General features: G+C 66.1%; 13 protein-coding genes. 7 read left to right on the top strand and 6 right to left on the bottom strand.

Features of this window, described 5'->3' with window-relative positions; genetic code table 11:
* Positions 1-36 precede the first annotated feature (36 nt).
* Positions 37-267: a hypothetical protein gene (locus tag G3545_RS07420; RefSeq protein ID WP_170011286.1), complete on the top strand. Its 231-nt coding sequence runs from the start codon at positions 37-39 to the stop codon at positions 265-267.
* Between the two features lie 174 nt (positions 268-441).
* On the opposite strand, the gene G3545_RS07415 is transcribed toward G3545_RS07420, so the two are convergent.
* Both G3545_RS07415 and G3545_RS07410 read right to left on the bottom strand, forming a co-directional pair.
* Positions 442-1,872 (bottom strand): aldehyde dehydrogenase family protein, encoded by a 1,431-nt coding sequence (locus G3545_RS07415; RefSeq protein ID WP_170011284.1) that lies wholly within the window; start codon positions 1,870-1,872, stop codon positions 442-444.
* Between the two features lie 339 nt (positions 1,873-2,211).
* Complete coding sequence (locus G3545_RS07410; RefSeq protein ID WP_170011282.1) at positions 2,212-2,835, bottom strand: recombinase family protein; 624 nt, start codon at positions 2,833-2,835, stop codon at positions 2,212-2,214.
* 501 nt (positions 2,836-3,336) lie between these two features.
* On the opposite strand from G3545_RS07410, the gene G3545_RS07405 reads away from it, so the two are divergent.
* The 4 genes from G3545_RS07405 (at position 3,337) to G3545_RS07390 (ending at position 11,545) form a co-directional block, all read left to right on the top strand.
* Positions 3,337-8,217, top strand: a complete 4,881-nt coding sequence (locus tag G3545_RS07405; protein ID WP_170011281.1) for an autotransporter outer membrane beta-barrel domain-containing protein — start codon at positions 3,337-3,339, stop codon at positions 8,215-8,217.
* Positions 8,218-8,360: 143 nt separating this feature from the next.
* On the top strand, positions 8,361-9,047 hold the full coding sequence (locus G3545_RS07400) for an invasion associated locus B family protein (protein WP_246702732.1): 687 nt from the start codon (positions 8,361-8,363) through the stop codon (positions 9,045-9,047).
* A 542-nt stretch (positions 9,048-9,589) separates the two neighbouring features.
* Positions 9,590-10,813, top strand: coding sequence for a Ppx/GppA phosphatase family protein (locus G3545_RS07395; protein ID WP_246702731.1), 1,224 nt, complete (start codon positions 9,590-9,592; stop codon positions 10,811-10,813).
* 12 nt (positions 10,814-10,825) lie between these two features.
* On the top strand, positions 10,826-11,545 hold the full coding sequence (locus tag G3545_RS07390; protein WP_170011280.1) for an RlmE family RNA methyltransferase: 720 nt from the start codon (positions 10,826-10,828) through the stop codon (positions 11,543-11,545).
* Between the two features lie 141 nt (positions 11,546-11,686).
* On the opposite strand, the gene G3545_RS07385 is transcribed toward G3545_RS07390, so the two are convergent.
* Complete coding sequence (locus G3545_RS07385; protein ID WP_170011279.1) at positions 11,687-13,120, bottom strand: MFS transporter; 1,434 nt, start codon at positions 13,118-13,120, stop codon at positions 11,687-11,689.
* A gap of 193 nt (positions 13,121-13,313) precedes the next feature.
* Here G3545_RS07385 and G3545_RS07380 point away from each other — a divergent pair, with 193 nt between their 5' ends.
* A complete protein-coding gene (locus G3545_RS07380) occupies positions 13,314-13,565 on the top strand; it encodes a hypothetical protein (protein ID WP_170011278.1) in 252 nt (83 codons plus the stop codon).
* 14 nt (positions 13,566-13,579) lie between these two features.
* Here the strand turns inward: G3545_RS07380 and G3545_RS07375 are convergent, their stop codons facing one another.
* Both G3545_RS07375 and G3545_RS07370 read right to left on the bottom strand, forming a co-directional pair.
* On the bottom strand, positions 13,580-14,206 hold the full coding sequence (locus G3545_RS07375; RefSeq protein ID WP_246702730.1) for a response regulator: 627 nt from the start codon (positions 14,204-14,206) through the stop codon (positions 13,580-13,582).
* Positions 14,207-14,210: 4 nt separating this feature from the next.
* Positions 14,211-15,275, bottom strand: coding sequence for an ATP-binding protein (locus tag G3545_RS07370; RefSeq protein WP_170011276.1), 1,065 nt, complete (start codon positions 15,273-15,275; stop codon positions 14,211-14,213).
* A 253-nt stretch (positions 15,276-15,528) separates the two neighbouring features.
* Here G3545_RS07370 and G3545_RS07365 point away from each other — a divergent pair, with 253 nt between their 5' ends.
* Entirely contained in the window at positions 15,529-16,221 is a 693-nt protein-coding gene (locus G3545_RS07365; protein ID WP_170011275.1) for a transporter, read from the top strand.
* Positions 16,222-16,304: 83 nt separating this feature from the next.
* Here G3545_RS07365 and G3545_RS07360 read toward each other — a convergent pair whose 3' ends face one another.
* Positions 16,305-17,636 (bottom strand): nitrate/sulfonate/bicarbonate ABC transporter ATP-binding protein, encoded by a 1,332-nt coding sequence (locus tag G3545_RS07360; protein WP_170011274.1) that lies wholly within the window; start codon positions 17,634-17,636, stop codon positions 16,305-16,307.
* Between the last annotated feature and the right edge of the window lie 17 nt (positions 17,637-17,653).

Genomic DNA, 17,653 nt, shown 5'->3' with positions numbered 1-17,653 from the left:
GTGGCATGAATCGCCGCCCAGGCGAGGAGGCGGGGCATGGCGGGCGAGGCAAAACCGGGTTTGAGCGATCCGATCGAGGTGAGCGAGGCGGACATTGACGAGGCGATCGCCGTCTGCGACGGCGACCTGCGCGCCACCATCCGCGCCCTCATGGTCGAGCACATCTTCCTGGAGCGCCTGCTGGCGATCGCCCAGCAGGAGGCGAGCTGGGGCTATGTGCGGGGCCGGGCGACGCGGAAGGGGCGGGTCCGCGGTGCCCTCGCCTGAAGCCGAAGCCGCGCAACCTTTAGGCTCCATCGTGTGCCGTCATCCCGGCCGGAGCGCAGCGGAGAGCCGGGATCGCGTGAAGTCCCGCGCAACACCTTCTTACGATCCCGGATCGGCCTTACGGCCGTCCGGGATGACGAAGCGTGGGGGAGGTAAAAGGATGCGTGGTCGTAGCTACCCCCGCACATAGGCGGTCTTCACCTCGGTGTAGAACTCCTTCGCATACGTACCTTGTTCGCGCTGGCCGAGGCTGGAGCCTTTCCGGCCGCCGAACGGCACGTGATAGTCGACCCCGGCGGTCGGCAGGTTCACCATCACCATGCCGGCCTGCGAATGCCGCTGGAAATGCCGGGCGTGCTTCAGGCTGGTGGTGCAGATGCCCGAGGCGAGGCCGAACGGCGTGTCGTTGGCGACATGTAGCGCCTCGTCATAGTCGCGCACCCGGATCACGGAGGCCACCGGGCCGAAGATCTCCTCGCGATTGATGCGCATCGCCGGCGCCGTGTCCACGAACAAGGCCGGCTGCAGATAGAAGCCGGGCGTCTCGCGGTTCAGCCGCTCGCCGCCCCAGTGCAGGCTGGCGCCCTCGCTGCGGCCGATATCGATATAGGAGATGTCCTGGTCGAGCTGGCTCTGGTCCACCACCGGGCCGATGGTCGAATCGGCCTTCAGGGCATCGCCGACGCGCTGGCGGTTCAGCCGCTCGACGCAGGCCGCGACGAAGCGGTCATGGATGCCCTCGCTCACGATCAGCCGCGAGGAGGCGGTGCAGCGCTGGCCGGTGGCGAAGAAGGCGCCGTCCACCGCGCAATCGGCGGCGATGTCGAGATCGGCATCATCCAGCACCACCAGCGGGTTCTTGCCGCCCATCTCCAATTGGCAGCGGCGCATATGGCGGGCGCAGGCCTCCGCCACGCGCTTGCCGGTGGCGACCGAACCGGTGAAGGAGATGCCGTCGACGAGCGGGCTCTCCAGCATCGCTTGGCCGACCACCGAGCCCGGCCCATAGATAAAGTTCAGCACCCCGGCGGGCAGGCCGGCGCGGGTGAGGATATCGGCGATCTCCCAGCCGCAGCCCGGCACCAGCTCGGCCGGCTTGAACACCACGGTGTTGCCGTAGCAGAGCGCCGGCGCGATCTTCCAGGCGGGAATCGCGATCGGGAAATTCCACGGCGAGATGATGCCGATGACGCCGGTGGGCTCGCGGGTGATCTCGACGCCGACACCGTCCCTGACGGATGGCAGCAGCTCGCCGCCCGCGCGCAGCGCTTCGCCGGCGAAGAAGCCGAATATGTTGCCGGCGCGGGTGACCTCGCCAATGCCTTCCTTCAGCGTCTTGCCTTCCTCGCGGCTGAGCAGGCGGCCCAGCTCCTCGCAGCGGGCGAGAATCTCGTCGGCGGCGCGGCGCAATATGTCGTGGCGGGTCTGCGGGCCGGTGAGCGACCATTTCGGCAAGGCATTGGCCGCCGCCTCGATGGCCTGCTGCGCGAGGGCCTCATTGGCCAGCGCATAGAGCTCGATGACGTCGTTGGTGTCGGAGGGGTTGATATTGGCCTTGGCGTCGGGCGCGTTCACCCATTGCCCGTCGATCAGCAGCGGCTTCATGGTCGGTCTCCCGGGGGTCGTCTTCTGCTTCCGGCATCCTTCGAGGCCCGGCGGGCGCCGGCACCTCGCGATGAGGCGGTGCGGGACAGTGTTATCACCACCCGGCCATCCAGCGCAGCGCCGCGATCACATTGTCGATCCGTGGAGATTCCCTCGCTTTGTTGCGAGCGCGGGGAGGGGGGTGGTTAGCCGGCGTAAGACATCGCGGTCGGCACCCTCCCAAAGGCATCATCCCGGCTCGGCCTTGCGGCCGGCCGGGATGACAAAGGCATCATCCCGGCTCGGCCTTGCGGCCGGCCGGGATGACATTCCTGGGAAGTGAGGAAAGACCGGGCTGCTTCAGCCCGGCGTATCGCCGGGCAGGATCGGCTTCGGCGCGCGCCGCGGGAAATAGCGGTACACCGTCGCCGGCGAGACGCCGAGCGCGCGGGCGACATCCGACACCGTCATGGTGCTCTCGGCAAGCAGGCGGCGCGCCTTCGCCAGGTCCTTGGCGGAGAGTGCCTGCGGGCGGCCGCGCCGGCGCGCCCCGCCGGGTGCCGCGGTTTCCGCCTCCGGCGGCGGCTCGACCAGCCGGGCGAACTCCCGGCAGGTCATGTTGAAGGCGTCGCCGGTCGGCGTCTGCGGCACGATCATGTCGCCGATGCGCACCGACACGCCGGAACGACGCAGCCGCTCCACCAGCAGCACGATCGATTCAATGTCGCTGCCGAGATGGCGCAGCGCCGGTACAACCAGGACGTCGCCCGGACGCAGGAAATCCAGCGCGGCGCGGAAATTGGCCCGTTCGCCGCGCCGCGCGCCGTCCGAATCGGTGAACACCTTCTCGCAGCCGAGCGCTTCGAGCGCGGCGACATCGCCGGCCGCGGCCTGGGCGCTCTCGCGCTCGCCTGCGCCCGCTTCACCATACGCGTATGCAGGCCCTGAGCCGTCCCGGCCCAGCACCGTGTATCCGATCTGCATATGTTTTACAGCCGAGCCGAGCTTTCCCCGCAGAAAGTCCCTTGCCCGTGGAAGCGGCAGTCGCCCGCCGTTCCCGCCGCCCCTCTTCGTGTGACCCGTGGTAAAAATAACACAACCGCCGCCAATTGCTACGGGAAAAATACGATTTTCTCGCAATTTTCGTATTTGTGCGAATCATGGCTTATTTGTGAGAAAAATACAAGGCGGATTACCGACCGTAAGCGCATATGATTCCTCGTGTAATTCGAAATCCGGGCCGTTTTATGAAATTGACGGTCGTATGACACCTTTTTCTGAGAGCGGCAGCTATTAATTGGGGTTGGCGGTTGCGGGTACCCTCATAGCTTGTGGCGGAATCGGGTGCTGGGTAGTGTCGCCGTGGATCGTGACTGTCCCGATTCCTGCCCGATGTGTGGCGGGATTGTGGATTGGGTCACAGGCGGAGGCGGATCGGCGGGGGCCGGACGCAACGTCAGTTGGTTCAAGCGGGGGCTGACCTTTATGGCTAGGAAGTTTGTGAACAAGAACATCGCGAAGGGCGGGATTACCCGCCAGCGCCACACGCGAAATGCACCCGCATCCACGAAGGTGGATCACCGCAAGGGGGCGCTGTTCGGTTCGGCCTCCGCGCTGGTGCTGGGCGCCGCGCTGCTGACCAGCGGCGGTGTCAGCCCGGCGGCGGCGGCGTGCGCTCCAGGCCCAGTAAATTTCGTTAGTCCGTTTGTCTTCTGCACCGGCAACTCGGGGCCGACCAGCTCGCCGATCTTCAACTTCAATACCGACACGACGATCGTTGCCTACAATGCCAACGTGGGCGATCTGTTAGGCGTGTCGATGCTGACGGGTAATGGTGACGACAATATCTTCGTCATCAATTCGGACCTTAGCGGCGACATCATTACCTCGGGCGGTGATGATCTGATCGTGGTTGGTGCCCTCGGTTTCCTGCCCCAGGAAAACACCAATATCGAGAGCATCTTCGCCGGCGACGGCGATGACACCGTCATCCTGGGTTCGATCGGGCCGGGTGCGGACATCTTCGCGGACGAGATCAATGGCGGCGACGGCGACGACCGGATTTTTGCACTCGCTGGCTTCGGCGGCGAGATTCGGATCTTCGACGGCATCAACGGCGGCCGTGACGACGACACCATTGGCCTCGCGGCCTTTGCTGGCGGCGAGATCCACCTCTTTGACGATATCACCGGCGGCAGTGGCAACGATGATATCGGTGCGATCGCCACGACCGGCGGTCTGATCCGCGGCGAAGATATCTTCGGCGGCACGGGCAACGACGACATCACGCTCATTGCGACCCGCGGCGGCGTCGTCGATTTCGACGAGCTCGGCGGCGGCGATGGCAATGACGACATCACCGCGATCGCCACCCGTGGCGGCCGGGTCGAGATCGACCAGGGCATTTCCGGCGGCGACGGCTATGACGACATCCTGCTGCGCGCCAGCCGCGGCGGCGACATCATCCTTGGCGACGACATCCACGGCGGCCGCCAGAACGACGACATCTACGCCTTCGCTGATCGCGGCGGCCTGATCCGCGGCGAGGATATCTACGGCGACTCCGGCAATGACGACATCGTGCTCGGCGCTACCCGCGGCGGTGTGGTCGACTTTGACGAAGTCTCGGGCGGCACCGGCGATGACAACATCGTTGCGTTCGCCGACCGGCGCGGCCGGGTCGAGATCGACCAGGGCATCAACGGTGGCGACGGCGAGGATTTCATCCTGCTCGGCGCCAGCCGCGGCGGTCGCGTCATCCTCGGCGACGACATCAATGGCGGCAACCAGGACGATTTCATCGGCGCCTTCGCTGACCGCGGCGGTCTGATCCGCGGTGAAGACATCTACGGCGGCAACGGCGACGACGCGATCGTGCTCGGCGCCACCCGTGGCGGCACCGTCGACTTCGACGAACTCGGCGGCGGCGACGGCGACGACGCGATCGTCGCACTCGCTGATCGCGGTGGCCGGGTCGAGATCGACCAGGGCATCTCTGGCGGCAACGGCGAAGATTTCATCCTGCTCGCTGCGAGCCGCGGCGGTCGCATCATTCTCGATGACGATATTCGTGGCGGCGACGACAACGACTTCATCGGCGCCTTCGCCACCACTGGCGGTCTGATCCGCGGCGAGGACATCTATGGCGGCGATGGCGATGACACCATCGTGCTCGGCGCCACCCGCGGCGGCACCGTCGACTTCGACGAAGTGTCCGGCGGCAATGGCCAGGACAACATCTTCGCTTTCGCGGACCGTGGCGGCCGGGTCGAGATCGACCAGGGCATCAATGGCGGCGACGGCTATGACGATATCCTCCTGCGTGCGGACCGCGGCGGCGACATCGTGGTCGGCGACGACATCTCCGGCGGCAACCAGGGCGACAGTATCGGGCTGGTCGCCAGCCGTGGCGGCAACATCAATGTCGACGGCGACGTCGATGGTGACGATGGCCTCGACAACATCGCGCTGATCGCCTTCGACGGCGGCGACATCTATGTCGACGACAGCGTCCAGGGCGGCGACGACAACGACAACATCCTGCTGTTCGCCACCGGCCGTCGCAGCGACATCGAAGTCGACGAGGACGTCGAAGGCGGCAACGGCCAGGACAATATCGCTCTGATCGCGACGCGCGGCGCCGAGATCGACATCAATGACGACGTCGAGGGCAATGACGGCAGCGACCACATCCTGCTGGCAGCGGACCGCGGCGGCGATATCGATGTCGACGGCAATGTCGATGGCGGCAGCGGCAGCGACTACATCACGCTGGCGGCGAGCCGCGGCGGCAACGTCAATGTCGACGATAACGTCCGTGGCGGCAGCGGCATCGACAACATTGCGCTGATCGCGACCCGCGGTGGCGACGTCAATGTCGACGAAAACGTCGAGGGCGGCGACGACAACGACAACATCCTGCTCTTCGCCAGCGGTCGCCGCAGCGACATCGATGTCGGCGAGGACGTCGAAGGTGGTAACGGTCAGGACAATATCGCGCTGATCGCCACGCGCGGCGCTGAAATCCACGTCGATGACGATGTGCAGGGCAATGACGGCTACGACAGCATCCTGCTGGCAGCGGATCGCGGCGGCGAAGTCCACGTCCGCGATGACGTCCAGGGCGGCGATGACGGCGACGACATCACCCTGCTCGCCACCCGCGGCGGTGACGTTCGCGTCGACGGCAATGTCGAAGGCAATTCCGGCATCGACAACCTCGCTCTGATCGCGGATCGCGGCGGCAACATCTATGTCGACGGCGATGTGAGCGGCGGTTCGGGCGGCGACAGCATCTTCCTCTTCGCCAATCGTGGCGGCCTGGTTGATGTCGATGGCGACGTTTCCGGTGGCGATGGCGGCGACTTCATCGGCCTGCTCGCCACCAATGGCGGCGACATCGATATCCGCGGTGATGTCGAGGGTGGTGACGGCGACGACAACATTGTCATCGCTGCCTTCAACACCAACTCCATCACCATCGGTGAGGACATCGAAGGCAACGACGACGACGACTTCCTGCTCATGGTCAACCTCGACAACGTCGGCAACAACACCAACTTCCACTTCAACGGCGAAGTCGATGGCGGACGCGGTTACGACGTGATGGTCGTCGCCGCGGACAGCAACCTCGAGCTCGACGAAGTCGAGCGCTGGCAGCAGCTCTACGTGGTCGGCAATTCGCGCCTCGACCTGACCGGCGATAATTACCGCTTCCTCGCCAATGACGGCTCCGGCCTGGTGTACGTCAGCGGCACCTCGGTGCTGAAGCTCTCCGACCGGTTCGCTGATCTCGAGACCAATACTTTCGTGCTCGACGACGGCGTGGGCCGTAACGGCGCAGTGCTCGATGTCGGTGACCAGTATAACGGGCTTGCAAATCCGGGTGGCGTGCTCGACCTCACCTATACCGGCCAGGCTCGTGTCGAGATCGGCTCCAACAATAATTCGGTGGAGTTCATAAACTACGGCACCGTCAATATGCGCGACACCTATGCCGCGGACCGTCTGACGATCCACGGCACCTACGAGGGCGGTGGCAACCTTGCCATCGACACCGTGCTTGGTGACAGCAACTCCGACACCGACCTGCTGCGTGTGAACGGAGAGATCAAGGACAGCGGCTACGTCACCACCGTCTATGTGGCGAACGCTGCGCCTGGAAACGGCACCTTCACCGGCCTCGGCGACCAGGATGGTATCAAGATCGTCGACTCCAGCGGCTCGAACGTGTCGGCGGAAGATGCCTTCGCACTCGGCATCAACAAGAATACCGGCGCTCGGGAAGTGATCGACGGCGTCTTCGCTTACCGGCTGTTCCAGTCGGAGACCGACGGCGACTGGTACCTGCGCTCCGACCTCGTCGAGGGCACGGGCACCTTTGCCACGGCATCCTCGGCGGCCCAGCGGCACTTCTACGCTGGCATGGACACGCTCTATAAGCGCCTCGGTGAGCTGAAGCAGCAGGACTCGCTGGAAGGCCGCAACGCCGACCTCGCGACCAAGGCTCCGGCCTATATCCCGGCGCCGGCGCCGAAGTGGCAGGCCTGGATCCGCGGTGGCGGCGCCGACCTGTCCTACGAAGTCGACAAGGGCTGGGACTTCGACCAGACCACCTACGGCCTGCAGGGTGGTGCCGACTACACCTTCGACTACAACGCCTCGCGCATCAGCTTCGGCGCCTTCGGCGGCTATGGCTGGTCCAAGGCCGACGTTCACGACACCTTCTTCTACGGCAACGACAAGTCCAACCTTGATATCAACGGCTGGAACGCCGGTATCTACGCCACCTTCCGCCAGGTCGGCGGCCTTCCGGGCACCGGCTGGTATGTCGACCTCGTCGGCAAGGTGGACGTGCTCGACGTCGACATGAACGGCGACGTGGACGGCGACGGCAACGACTTCAAGGCCAGCACCAACGCCACCGCATGGGGTGGTTCGGGTGAAGTCGGCTACGGCTTCGACCTCGGCAATGGCTTCGTCGTCCAGCCGCAGGGCCAGTTGACTTACGTCAATGTCAGCCAGGACGCCTACACCGCCTCGAACGGCGTCGAAGTCAGGCCGGACGATGCGGACTCCCTGGTCGGCCGCCTCGGTCTGCAGTTGCAGACCACGGTCACCGCGGCGAACGGCATGGCGATCACCCCCTGGGCGATCTTCAACGTGCTGTCCGAGTTCGCGGGTGACAACAACACCAACGTCTCCGGCGTCATCCTCGCCAGCGACATCGGCGGCACCTGGTACAATGCGGGTGCGGGCTTCAATGCCGCGATCACCGAGAATGTCGCGGTGTACGGCAGCGGCGAGTACAACTTCGGCGACGTCGAAGGTTGGGCCGGTACCGCGGGCGTCAAGGTCCGCTGGTGAGGAAAAGGCAGGGAGCGCTTCGCGCTCCTTGCCGGAATCTCTTGGAGTGACTATCGATGGGCCGGTCCGCACAGGATCGGCCCAATTTCGTCGCGGCAGGCGCCAAACTGACCGCTGCCCGGCGCCCGACACGAGGCACCATAATGTTCAATATGCATAACGCGCCTGCCGGTCCCCGCGCGAAGCGGACGATCGCCACGCTGGCTTCCGCCACCGTGCTCGCTTTTCTTGTGCCGACTTTGGCCAGCGCCCAGACCGCACCGGTGCAGTCGGCGCCGCTGAAACCGGTCCAGGCCGCCCCGGCCCAGAAGCCGGTGGCGCAGACCGCGCCGAAGCCGGCGGCCGGCCAGGCCGCCGCACCAGCCCAGCCGGGCGCACCGGCGCAGCCTACGGCTCCGGTGCGCACCGAGACCATCGTCTACGACAATTGGGTGGTCACCTGTCGCGACACCGTCGGCAAGTCGAGCAAGCGCAACTGCTCCGCCGTCATGCAGATCTCCAGCAAGAAGACCAAGCAAAGCGTGTTCGTCTGGCAGATCGGCCAGGACAATGACGGCAAGCCGGTCTTCGCGGTACGCACGCCGCTCGGCGTCCGGGTGCAGGAAGGCGTCCAGCTGACGGTCGGCGCCGGCAAGCCGCGCAAGGTCGATTTCGTGCTGTGCGAACAGCGCGGCTGCGACGCCCGCGGGCCGTTCGACGACGCCTTCGCCAAGGAACTGGTCGCCGGCAGCGAGGCGACCGCGGCGTTCGTGCTCGCCGACGGCAAGACGGTGAACCTCAAGCTGCCGCTCACCGGCATCGACAAGGCGCTCCCCGCCCTCCGGCGCTGACCGGCGGGGGAGGGGAACCGCGGCTACCGCGCGTACGGACGTGGATCCCCGGGCCAAGCTCGGGGATGTAGCGTCGGGCTCCTCTCCAGAGCGAACTCATCCTGAAAGCCTGACCGAAAGCACAAAAGCGCCCTCATCCCCGGGCTTGACCCGGGGATCCAGCCGCGCCGCATGTCCCCGGTCGAAGTCTGGATCCCCGGGTCAAGCCCGGGGATGAGGGCGTAAGGGATGGTCCGAGTCGGATCGGGCGGAGTTTTGAGTCAGGCACTGAGGTGCCGCCGTCGACGGCCTCGAAGGATACTGCCGCAGGGCGGCGCACCAAGGCTCGCTTCGATGGCACAGGGCGGCCCGGCACGGGCAGGCCTGGAACGGTTGCCGCCCGTCTACACACGCGAAAACTGCCACCCTGCGTCCAATGCCAGCGCCGGCCATTGCGCCGTGCGCATGGACTGCTACATTTGAATACAAGATGTGGCGAACAGATCCGACCCCCGGGATGAGACGCCGCCTGCGCCGTGGCGCCCCATACCCGGATGTCCATAATGGTCGATGAGACCCATAGGCCGGCCCTCGGAGACGCCGGCCAACGCGTCGTGCGCGATGATGATGCGCGCGACGGCCGGAATCGTGTGCCGTGGTGGCGCCGCAACGGCAAGGGCGGCCATGGCAAGAATGCGCACGAGAAGAATATCCACGGCAATGCGCACGGCCCTTCCATGCACGGCAAGAGCGGCCCGCGCCGCGGCGAGGAGGCCGGCTCGGACCGCGCCGCCGAGGCGCCGTGCTATGCCGCGCTTGATCTCGGCACCAATAATTGCCGCCTGCTGATCGCCAAGCCCACCTCCAGCGGCTTCCGTGTGGTCGATGCCTTCTCGCGTATCGTGCGGCTCGGCGAAGGGCTGGTCGGCTCAGGCCGGCTGAGTGAGGCAGCGATGGCCCGCGCGCTCGATGCGCTTGGGGTCTGCGCCGCCAAGATCGGGGCGCGGCGCATCGCCCATGCCCGCCTCATCGCCACCGAAGCCTGCCGCGCCGCGGCCAATGGCGCCGATTTCATCGAGCGGGTGAAACAGCATACCGGGCTCGAGCTCGAGATCGTCGATCGCGAGACCGAGGCCCGCCTCGCTGCGGTCGGCTGCACCCCGCTGGTCGATCCGCGCTCGGATGGTGCGGTGCTGTTCGACATTGGCGGCGGCTCGACCGAGGTGGTCTGGCTCGACCGGGTCGAGACCGATGATGGCGGCCCGCCCGCCGCGATCATCCGTGCCTGGGTCTCGGTGCCGCTCGGCGTGGTGTCGGTGGCCGAGCGCCACGGCGGCGTGCAGGTCACGGCCGCCGATTTCGAAGCCATGGTCGCCGAGTTCCAGCCGCATCTCGAAGGCTTCGTCGCCGCCGTCGGCCCGCATGATTGCGGCCGGCTGCATCTGCTCGGCACCTCCGGCACCGTCACCACCATTGCCGGCGTGCATCTCGACCTGCCGCGCTACGACCGCGCCCAGGTCGACGGCACCTGGCTCGGCGCCGGGCAGGTCCAGGCGGTGGTCGACCGGCTGCTCGCCATGCCGTTCTCCGAGCGCGTCGCCAATCCCTGCATCGGCGCCGAGCGCGCGGATCTGGTATTGGCCGGCTGTGCCATATTGGAAGCGGTGCGCCGCGCCTTCCCCTGCGACCGGCTGCGCGTTGCCGATCGCGGCCTGCGCGAGGGCATATTGGTGGAATTGATGCGGGCCGATGCGGTATGGCGTGGCTTTGCCGAAGCGGCACGATGAGCGAGCGTATCGATGAGTGAGCGGATTCCCGGCAAGGCGGCACCGCGAGCAGCGGGCGGCGAGGCGCGCCCGCTGAAGGTGCGGCTGAAGAAGGCGCGCTCGCTCTCGCCGTCGTCGCAGAAATGGCTGCAACGCCAGCTCAATGATCCCTATGTCGCCCGCGCCCGCCGCGAGGGCTGGCGCTCGCGCGCCGCCTACAAGCTGATCGAGATCGACGACAAGGTGAAGCTGCTGAAGCCCGGCGGCCGGGTGATCGATCTCGGCGCCGCCCCCGGCGGCTGGAGCCAGGTCGCGGCCAAGCGCGTGAAGGCCGAGGAGGGCCATGGCCGCGTCGTCGCCATCGACCTCCTGGAGATGGAGCCGATGGCCGGCGTGACCATGGCGCAGCTCGATTTCCTTACTGACGAGGCGCCGGCGCGGCTCGTGGAGATGCTGGGCGGCGCGGCCGATGTCGTGCTGTCCGACATGGCGGCGAACACCACCGGCCACCGCGCCACCGACCATCTGCGCATCGTCGGGCTGGTCGAGGTCGCCGTCGCGTTCGCGCGCGAAGTGCTGGCGCCGGGCGGCGCCTTCGTCGCCAAGGTGTTCCAGGGCGGCACCGAGGGTGGGCTGCTCGCCGACCTGAAGCGCGACTTCGCCACCGTCCGCCACATCAAGCCGCAGGCCAGCCGGGCGGATTCGGCCGAGCTCTATGTGGTGGCGACGGGATTCAGGGGGCGGGCGGGCTGAGGAGCCCGTTCCTCTGCTTCAACATCCTTCGAGGCTCGCTGCGCGAGCACCTCAGGATGAGGTGGTTGTTAAAAGCGACCTCATCCTGAGGTGCGCGGCGAAGCCGGGCCTCGAAGGATGCTCAAGCCGAGCAACCTCACCTCACGCCGTGCTGCCCATCTCGCCGGGCGCGTCCCCTGCCGGCACCACCTTGGAAGGCCGCCGCGCCATTTCGGCGCCGGCATTTTCCGGCAGCCGGATGAAGAAGAATATCGAGCACACCGCGATCAGGCCGACCATGGTGAAGGCGACGCTGAAATCGCCGAGCTGGATGGTGCCATCGCCGCGCCAGGCGCGCATGCCGTCGAGGATCAGCGCCGCCACCGCGACGCCCATCGAGATCGACACCTGCTGGGCGACGCTGGCGAAGCTGGTGGCCCGGCTCAGTGCCTCGCTGGAGACGTCGGCATAGGTCAGCGCATTGGTGCTGGTGAATTGCAGCGAGCGGAAGAAGCCGCCGAACAGCAGGCAGCCGATCAGGACGAGATGCGGCATGTCGGGCCGGAACAGCGCACCCACCGCAATGAAGGCGGCGGCGATCACGCAATTCACGATCAGCACCCGCCGGAAGCCGAAGGTACGAATGATCGGCTGCGCGGTGAACTTCATCGTCATCGCTCCCGCCGCCGAGGCGAAGGTGATGAGGCCGGAAGCGAACGGCGTCATGCCGAAGCCGATCTGCAACAGCAGCGGCAGCAGGAAGGGCAGGGCGCCGATGCCGATGCGGAACAGCGAGGCGCCGACCACGCCGACATAGAAGGTCTCGATCTTCAGCAGCCCGAGGTCGAGGATCGGCCGGGTGGTGTGCCGGGCGTGGCGCACATAGAAGAACATGGCGATGATGCCGACGACGATGACGGCGAGCGCGATATAGGGCGAGACCGCCTGCTGGCCGAGCAGCGCGAAGCCGAACACGATGCCGGCGAGCCCGACGCCGGACAGCACCATGCCGCTGAGGTCGAACGGCGCCACATCCTCCTCGCGAATATCGGGGATGAAGCGGGTGGCGAGCAGGACACCGACTATGCCGATCGGGATGTTGAGGAAGAATATCCACCGCCAATCGAAATAGGTGGTGATGAAGCCGCCGAGCGGCGGGCCCATCACCGGGCCGAGCAGTGCCGGAACGGTGAGCCAGGCGAGCGCCGAGACGATCTCGCTCTTCGGCACGGTGCGCAGGATCACCAGCCGGCCGACCGGTACCATCATCGCCCCGCCCATGCCCTGCAGGATGCGGTACATCACGAAGTCCGGCAGCGAATGGGCGAGCCCGCACATCAGCGAGCCGATGGTGAACACCACGATGGCGGCGCGGAACACGGTGCGGGCGCCGAAACGGTCGGCGAACCAGCCGCTGGCCGGGATGAACACGGCGAGGCTGAGCAGATACGAGGTCAGTGCCAGCTTGAGCGAGATCGGGTCTTCGTGGAGATCTATGGCGATGGCCGGCAGCGAGGTCGCGATCACCGTCGAATCGAGCTGTTCCATAAACAGGGCGCAGGCAACGATGAGCGGGACGAGGCGTTCGGATCGCACGGCGAATATTCCGGCTGCTGGGAAATCGCTATTTATAACTCCATCGCCCTATAGCGCGCGTCGGGCGCCCGGGGGAACCGGCCAAACTCAAATATCCGTCATCGTGGCCGCTGCACGCATGGCTCGCGCCAAGGCGTTGCGAAACCCGCAATGCTCCCTACATCATGATGCGTCGATGGGAGGACGACCCGAGATGATCTACATCCTTGCCGCGCTCTTGCCGCCGCTGGCGCTGTTGCTGAACGGGCAGCCGTTCTCGGCCATCGGCAGCGTGGTGCTGATCGTGCTCTGCCTGATCTTCGGCTGGATTTTCCCGGTGCTGTTCTTCGTACCGTCGATCCACGGCATCGTCGCCGTGCACATGAAGCGGGAGAAGCGCCGGCACCAGGAGATCGTCGACGCCATCGAGAAGCACGGCGCCCCGCCGCCCGGCTGGCGGCCGTAAGGTCTCTCTGTTGGTCAGATGGGGCGCGGCGACACGCCGAGCTTGTCTGCCATCCTGATCAGGTCTGCGAACGTATCGGCGCGCATCTTGCGCATCACCTGACCACGGTGGACCTTGACCGTGACCTCGCTCAGGCTGAGCGCCGCGGCGACCTGCTTGTTGAGACGGCCACTCACGACGAGCGCCATGACTTCCCTCTCGCGCGCGGAGAGCGTAGCGAAACGCGACTTGAGCTCCGCCATGGCGGCATCCTCGTGGCGCCGGGTCCGATCCCGCTCGATGGCGGTCCGGATGGCGTCGAGGAGGTCCTGCTCGCGGAAAGGCTTCAGGAGGAACTCCACGGCTCCGGCCTTGATGGCACCGACCGACATCGGGACGTCGCCGTGCCCGGTGAGGAAAACGATGGGGATCGGGTCGTTGACCCTCGCGAGTTCCCCCTGGAAATCGAGACCGCTCGGCCCCGGCATCCTCACGTCGAGTACAAGACAGGCCGGACCGTCAGACCGATGATGCAGGGCGAAGTCCCGCGGCGAGGCGAAGCAATGGACGTCGTAGCCGACAGAGCGGAACAAGCTGTCCAGACCGTGCCGGACCGAGGGGTCGTCATCGATGACGTAGATGATCGGCCTCCCGTCCTGCACGCCGCTATTCCTTCGCTTCGGCGCGCACCGGCAATGTGAAGCCGAACACCATGCCGCGCGGGAGGTTGGGGGCGGCATAAACGGCTCCGCCATGCGCCTCGACGATGGAGCGGCTGATCGCGAGCCCCATGCCCATCCCGGTCGGCTTCGTCGTGTAGAAGGCGGCGAAGACCCGATCAAGGGCCTCGGGAGCGAGGCCCACCCCGGAGTCGCGTACGCTTACCGTGACCTTCTTGCCATCCGTGGCGGCGCTGACCAGCAACTCCCGCGGCCCGGCTTCGAGCCCGCTCATGGCTTCGACAGCGTTGACGACGAAGTTGAGGATCACCTGTTGCAGTTGAACCCGATCGCCGAAAATGGCGGGCAGTTCGTGCGCGAGCTCGGTGCGCAGCAGCACATGGTTCCGGCGGACTTCGCTACGGGTAAGCGCGAGAACTTCCTGGATCGCGTCGATCAGGTCGACCCTGTCTCTCAATGGCGGGGCCTTGGTGGCGAGACGGCGCACGCGACCGATCACGTCGCCGGCACGACCGGCGTCCTTGATGATCTGGTCGAGCGCTTGCCGCGCTTCATCCTGATCAGGCGGCGATGCGGCAAGCCACCGGATCGCGGCATTGCCGTTGGCAACAATGGCGGCAAGCGGCTGGCTCACCTCATGGGCGATCGAGGCCGTCAACTCGCCCATGGTCGTGACCCGCGACATGTGGGCGAGGTCGGCCTGGGCCTGTCTCACCCTTGCCTCGGCGGATTGGGTTTTGACAGCGAGGTAGGTTGTCGCCCCGATGGCAACGAGACTCAGGGCGCAGTTCACCAAGCCCGACTCCGGCGCTCCGCGAGGGGTCAGGAAATAGCTCAGGATCGTGAGAAGGCTGCATCCGGCGCCCACGAGCATGACGGCGCGAGGCCTGCCGAACCTCACCGAGATCAGAACCACCGCGACATACAGGACGCCGACGGCGATCTCCAGATCGGTGAGGGTGTCCGCTATGAAGATCGCCCCCGCAAGCGCGATGATGCCGGTCCACAGGAGAGGCATCTCGATCGGGAGCTCGACAAACTCGCGCCTCATTGCGCATCCTCCGCAGGTGCTTCGGTCTCACAGCCGTAATCTGTCATCGCTCCATATGCTACCGACTCCGATTGGCCGATTTTGCGCCTCTCGCATGTGCCGATCGAGGTTCCGGTTCCCGACCGGCCTTGTTCCAGTCTGGGTTCCGCGGCCGGAAAGTGACACCTCCTTGTTGTATACCCTGTTCAAGAAGAGCCGTGCCACGTAGCGGTTTTGCCGGAACACACGGCACCACCGGGGAAATGACGCTGCCATGATGACCGCGGCCTGGATGTACACGCTCATTCCGGCTGCGGCCGCCATCATTGGTGCGACGGTCGCGGTGAACACGCGACCCGGCCCCAACATCGTCAGCGCCATCCAGCATTTCGCGGCGGGTGTGGTGTTCGCGGCGGCAGCCGGTGAAATCCTGCCCGACGTGATGCATCGGGGCTCGCCCGTGGCAACGGTCATCGGCGGCGCGATCGGTGTCGCCGTGATGCTGCTGGTCAGCCAGCTCGAAACCCGGGCCAAGGGGCCGGTGGGGCTGATGACGGCGGTCGGCATCGATATCCTGATCGATGGCCTGGTGCTTGGAATCGGCTTTGCCGCGAGTCCAAGGGTCGGGCTGCTGTTGACCATCGCCCTGACCCTCGAAATCCTGTTCCTCGGGCTCACGGTTGCCAACGAACTCGGCGAAAGCGTCCGTTCCCGGCTCAAGATCGTCGGGATCACCGCCGCGCTGGTCCTGCTGCTGCCGATCGGCGCTCTCCTCGCGGCGCCTGTGGGCGCGCTGCCCGACCCGGTGGTGACCGGCTTCTTCGCCTTCGGGCTGATCGCGCTGCTCTATCTCGTGACCGAGGAACTCCTGGTCGAAGCGCACGAGACACCCGACCGTCCATGGGTGACGGCGATGTTCTTTGCAGGCTTCCTGCTGCTGCTGGTCTGCGAGGAGATCATCGGCTGACCGGTCGGTGATGAAAGTCGTGACGCAGGCCGCCCGATGGGTATGGGACGGCCTTTGGTCGGGGATGATCACGCGCGATCGTCTCAACTCGGGTTTTCGAGCGTGAACAGGTCCGCCTGCTCGTCATAGGCGAAATATTCGGCGTAGCGGGCCCAGCTGGTGACGGCCTTCAGCGTATCCGCGGCATAGTCGGCCGACATGTGATCCTCCAGCTCATCGCGAAAGCGCCGCGCCGGAGCCTGGTGGCTCGGCCGTTCGTCGAGCACCCGGCGGATATGGCCGGCGAGCGGCACATAGGTCGCAAGATGCTGGGCGAACAGGTGCTTGCGTTCATCCACCTCACTGTCGGCGAAGCGCAGCCCGGGCGCCGTCAGCTTGATGTCGCCGCCCTCGATATCGGCGAAGCGCAGGAGCTGGAGCGTCTCCGCCACCGGGAAGAGATCGTCGATATCGAGGCGGAGCTCCGCAGCCAGAGGCGGCAGGTCGGCCCGCCCGCGATAGGGCTCGGCTGCGACCGTCTCGATCAGGCCGGCCATCAGGTTGGTCGAGACATGCGGTAGCTCCATGGCGATCCCGGTGCCGGGAAAGAGCCCGTCCCGCGTCGGCACCCCGTTTTTCACCGTCATCCGGGCGTAGATGTCCTCCACCAGATTGCGGAAAACAGGGTCGAGCCGGTTGCGCGGCTGCGGCATGTCCACGCGGATCTCGGCGATGACCCGGCCCGGATTCGACCCGAAAATCAGGATGCGGTCGCACATCAGCACCGCTTCCTCGATATTGTGCGTCACCATCAGGATGGATTCGATCGGCATCCGGCCCTCGCACCACAGGTCGAGAAGGTCGGTGCGCAGGGTCTCCGCCGTGAGCACGTCGAGCGCGGAGAACGGCTCGTCCATCAGCAGCACCTTCGGGTGCACGACGAGGGCGCGCGCCAGCCCGACACGCTGGCGCATGCCGCCGGAGAGCTCCTTCGGATAGGCGCTCTCGAACCCGTCGAGACCGATCAGGTCGATGGCGGCGAGCGCGCGCTTGCGCCGCTCCGCGGGCATCACGCCCTGCGCTTCCAGCCCGAGTTCGACATTCTCCAGGACCGTCAGCCAGGGAAACAGGGCGAAGCTCTGGAACACGACGGCGACGCCCGAGGTGGGGCCGGTGACAGGTTTGCCCTGGAAGGTGATGGAGCCCCCGCTCGGGCGGATCAGGCCTGCAATGGCGCGAAGCAGGGTCGATTTGCCCGAGCCGGACCTGCCGAGCAGGCCGACGATCTCGGCCGGGCGCAGTTCCAGATCGACCTTCTCGAGAACAACCAGCGACCCCGAGGAGCCCTTGTCATAGGTCTGGCAGACCTGCTTCGCGGATATAATCGTCGCGCTGCTGGCGACCGCGGGCTGCCCGGTGATGACGATGGTATCCATGTTCGGTCCTCCAGCGG

Origin of the sequence: Starkeya sp. ORNL1 (assembly GCF_012971745.1) — a bacterium.
In the GTDB taxonomy this organism is placed as follows: Bacteria; Pseudomonadota; Alphaproteobacteria; order Rhizobiales; family Xanthobacteraceae; genus Ancylobacter.
The sequence above is the reverse complement of the archived record's forward strand: the minus strand, read 5'-3'. Positions and strand labels throughout refer to the sequence as shown.

Excerpts from the sequence above, each read along its gene's own strand:
- G3545_RS07370 (WP_170011276.1), bottom strand. The coding sequence starts at position 15,275 with ATGAGGCGCGAGTTTGTCGAGCTCCCGATCGAGATGCCTCTCCTGTGG.
- G3545_RS07400 (WP_246702732.1), top strand. The coding sequence starts at position 8,361 with ATGTTCAATATGCATAACGCGCCTGCCGGTCCCCGCGCGAAGCGGACG.
- G3545_RS07405 (WP_170011281.1), top strand. The coding sequence starts at position 3,337 with ATGGCTAGGAAGTTTGTGAACAAGAACATCGCGAAGGGCGGGATTACC.
- G3545_RS07415 (WP_170011284.1), bottom strand. The coding sequence starts at position 1,872 with ATGAAGCCGCTGCTGATCGACGGGCAATGGGTGAACGCGCCCGACGCC.
- G3545_RS07395 (WP_246702731.1), top strand. The coding sequence starts at position 9,590 with ATGGTCGATGAGACCCATAGGCCGGCCCTCGGAGACGCCGGCCAACGC.
- G3545_RS07380 (WP_170011278.1), top strand. The coding sequence starts at position 13,314 with ATGATCTACATCCTTGCCGCGCTCTTGCCGCCGCTGGCGCTGTTGCTG.
- G3545_RS07410 (WP_170011282.1), bottom strand. The coding sequence starts at position 2,835 with ATGCAGATCGGATACACGGTGCTGGGCCGGGACGGCTCAGGGCCTGCA.
- G3545_RS07420 (WP_170011286.1), top strand. The coding sequence starts at position 37 with ATGGCGGGCGAGGCAAAACCGGGTTTGAGCGATCCGATCGAGGTGAGC.
- G3545_RS07390 (WP_170011280.1), top strand. The coding sequence starts at position 10,826 with ATGAGTGAGCGGATTCCCGGCAAGGCGGCACCGCGAGCAGCGGGCGGC.
- G3545_RS07360 (WP_170011274.1), bottom strand. The coding sequence starts at position 17,636 with ATGGATACCATCGTCATCACCGGGCAGCCCGCGGTCGCCAGCAGCGCG.
- G3545_RS07365 (WP_170011275.1), top strand. The coding sequence starts at position 15,529 with ATGATGACCGCGGCCTGGATGTACACGCTCATTCCGGCTGCGGCCGCC.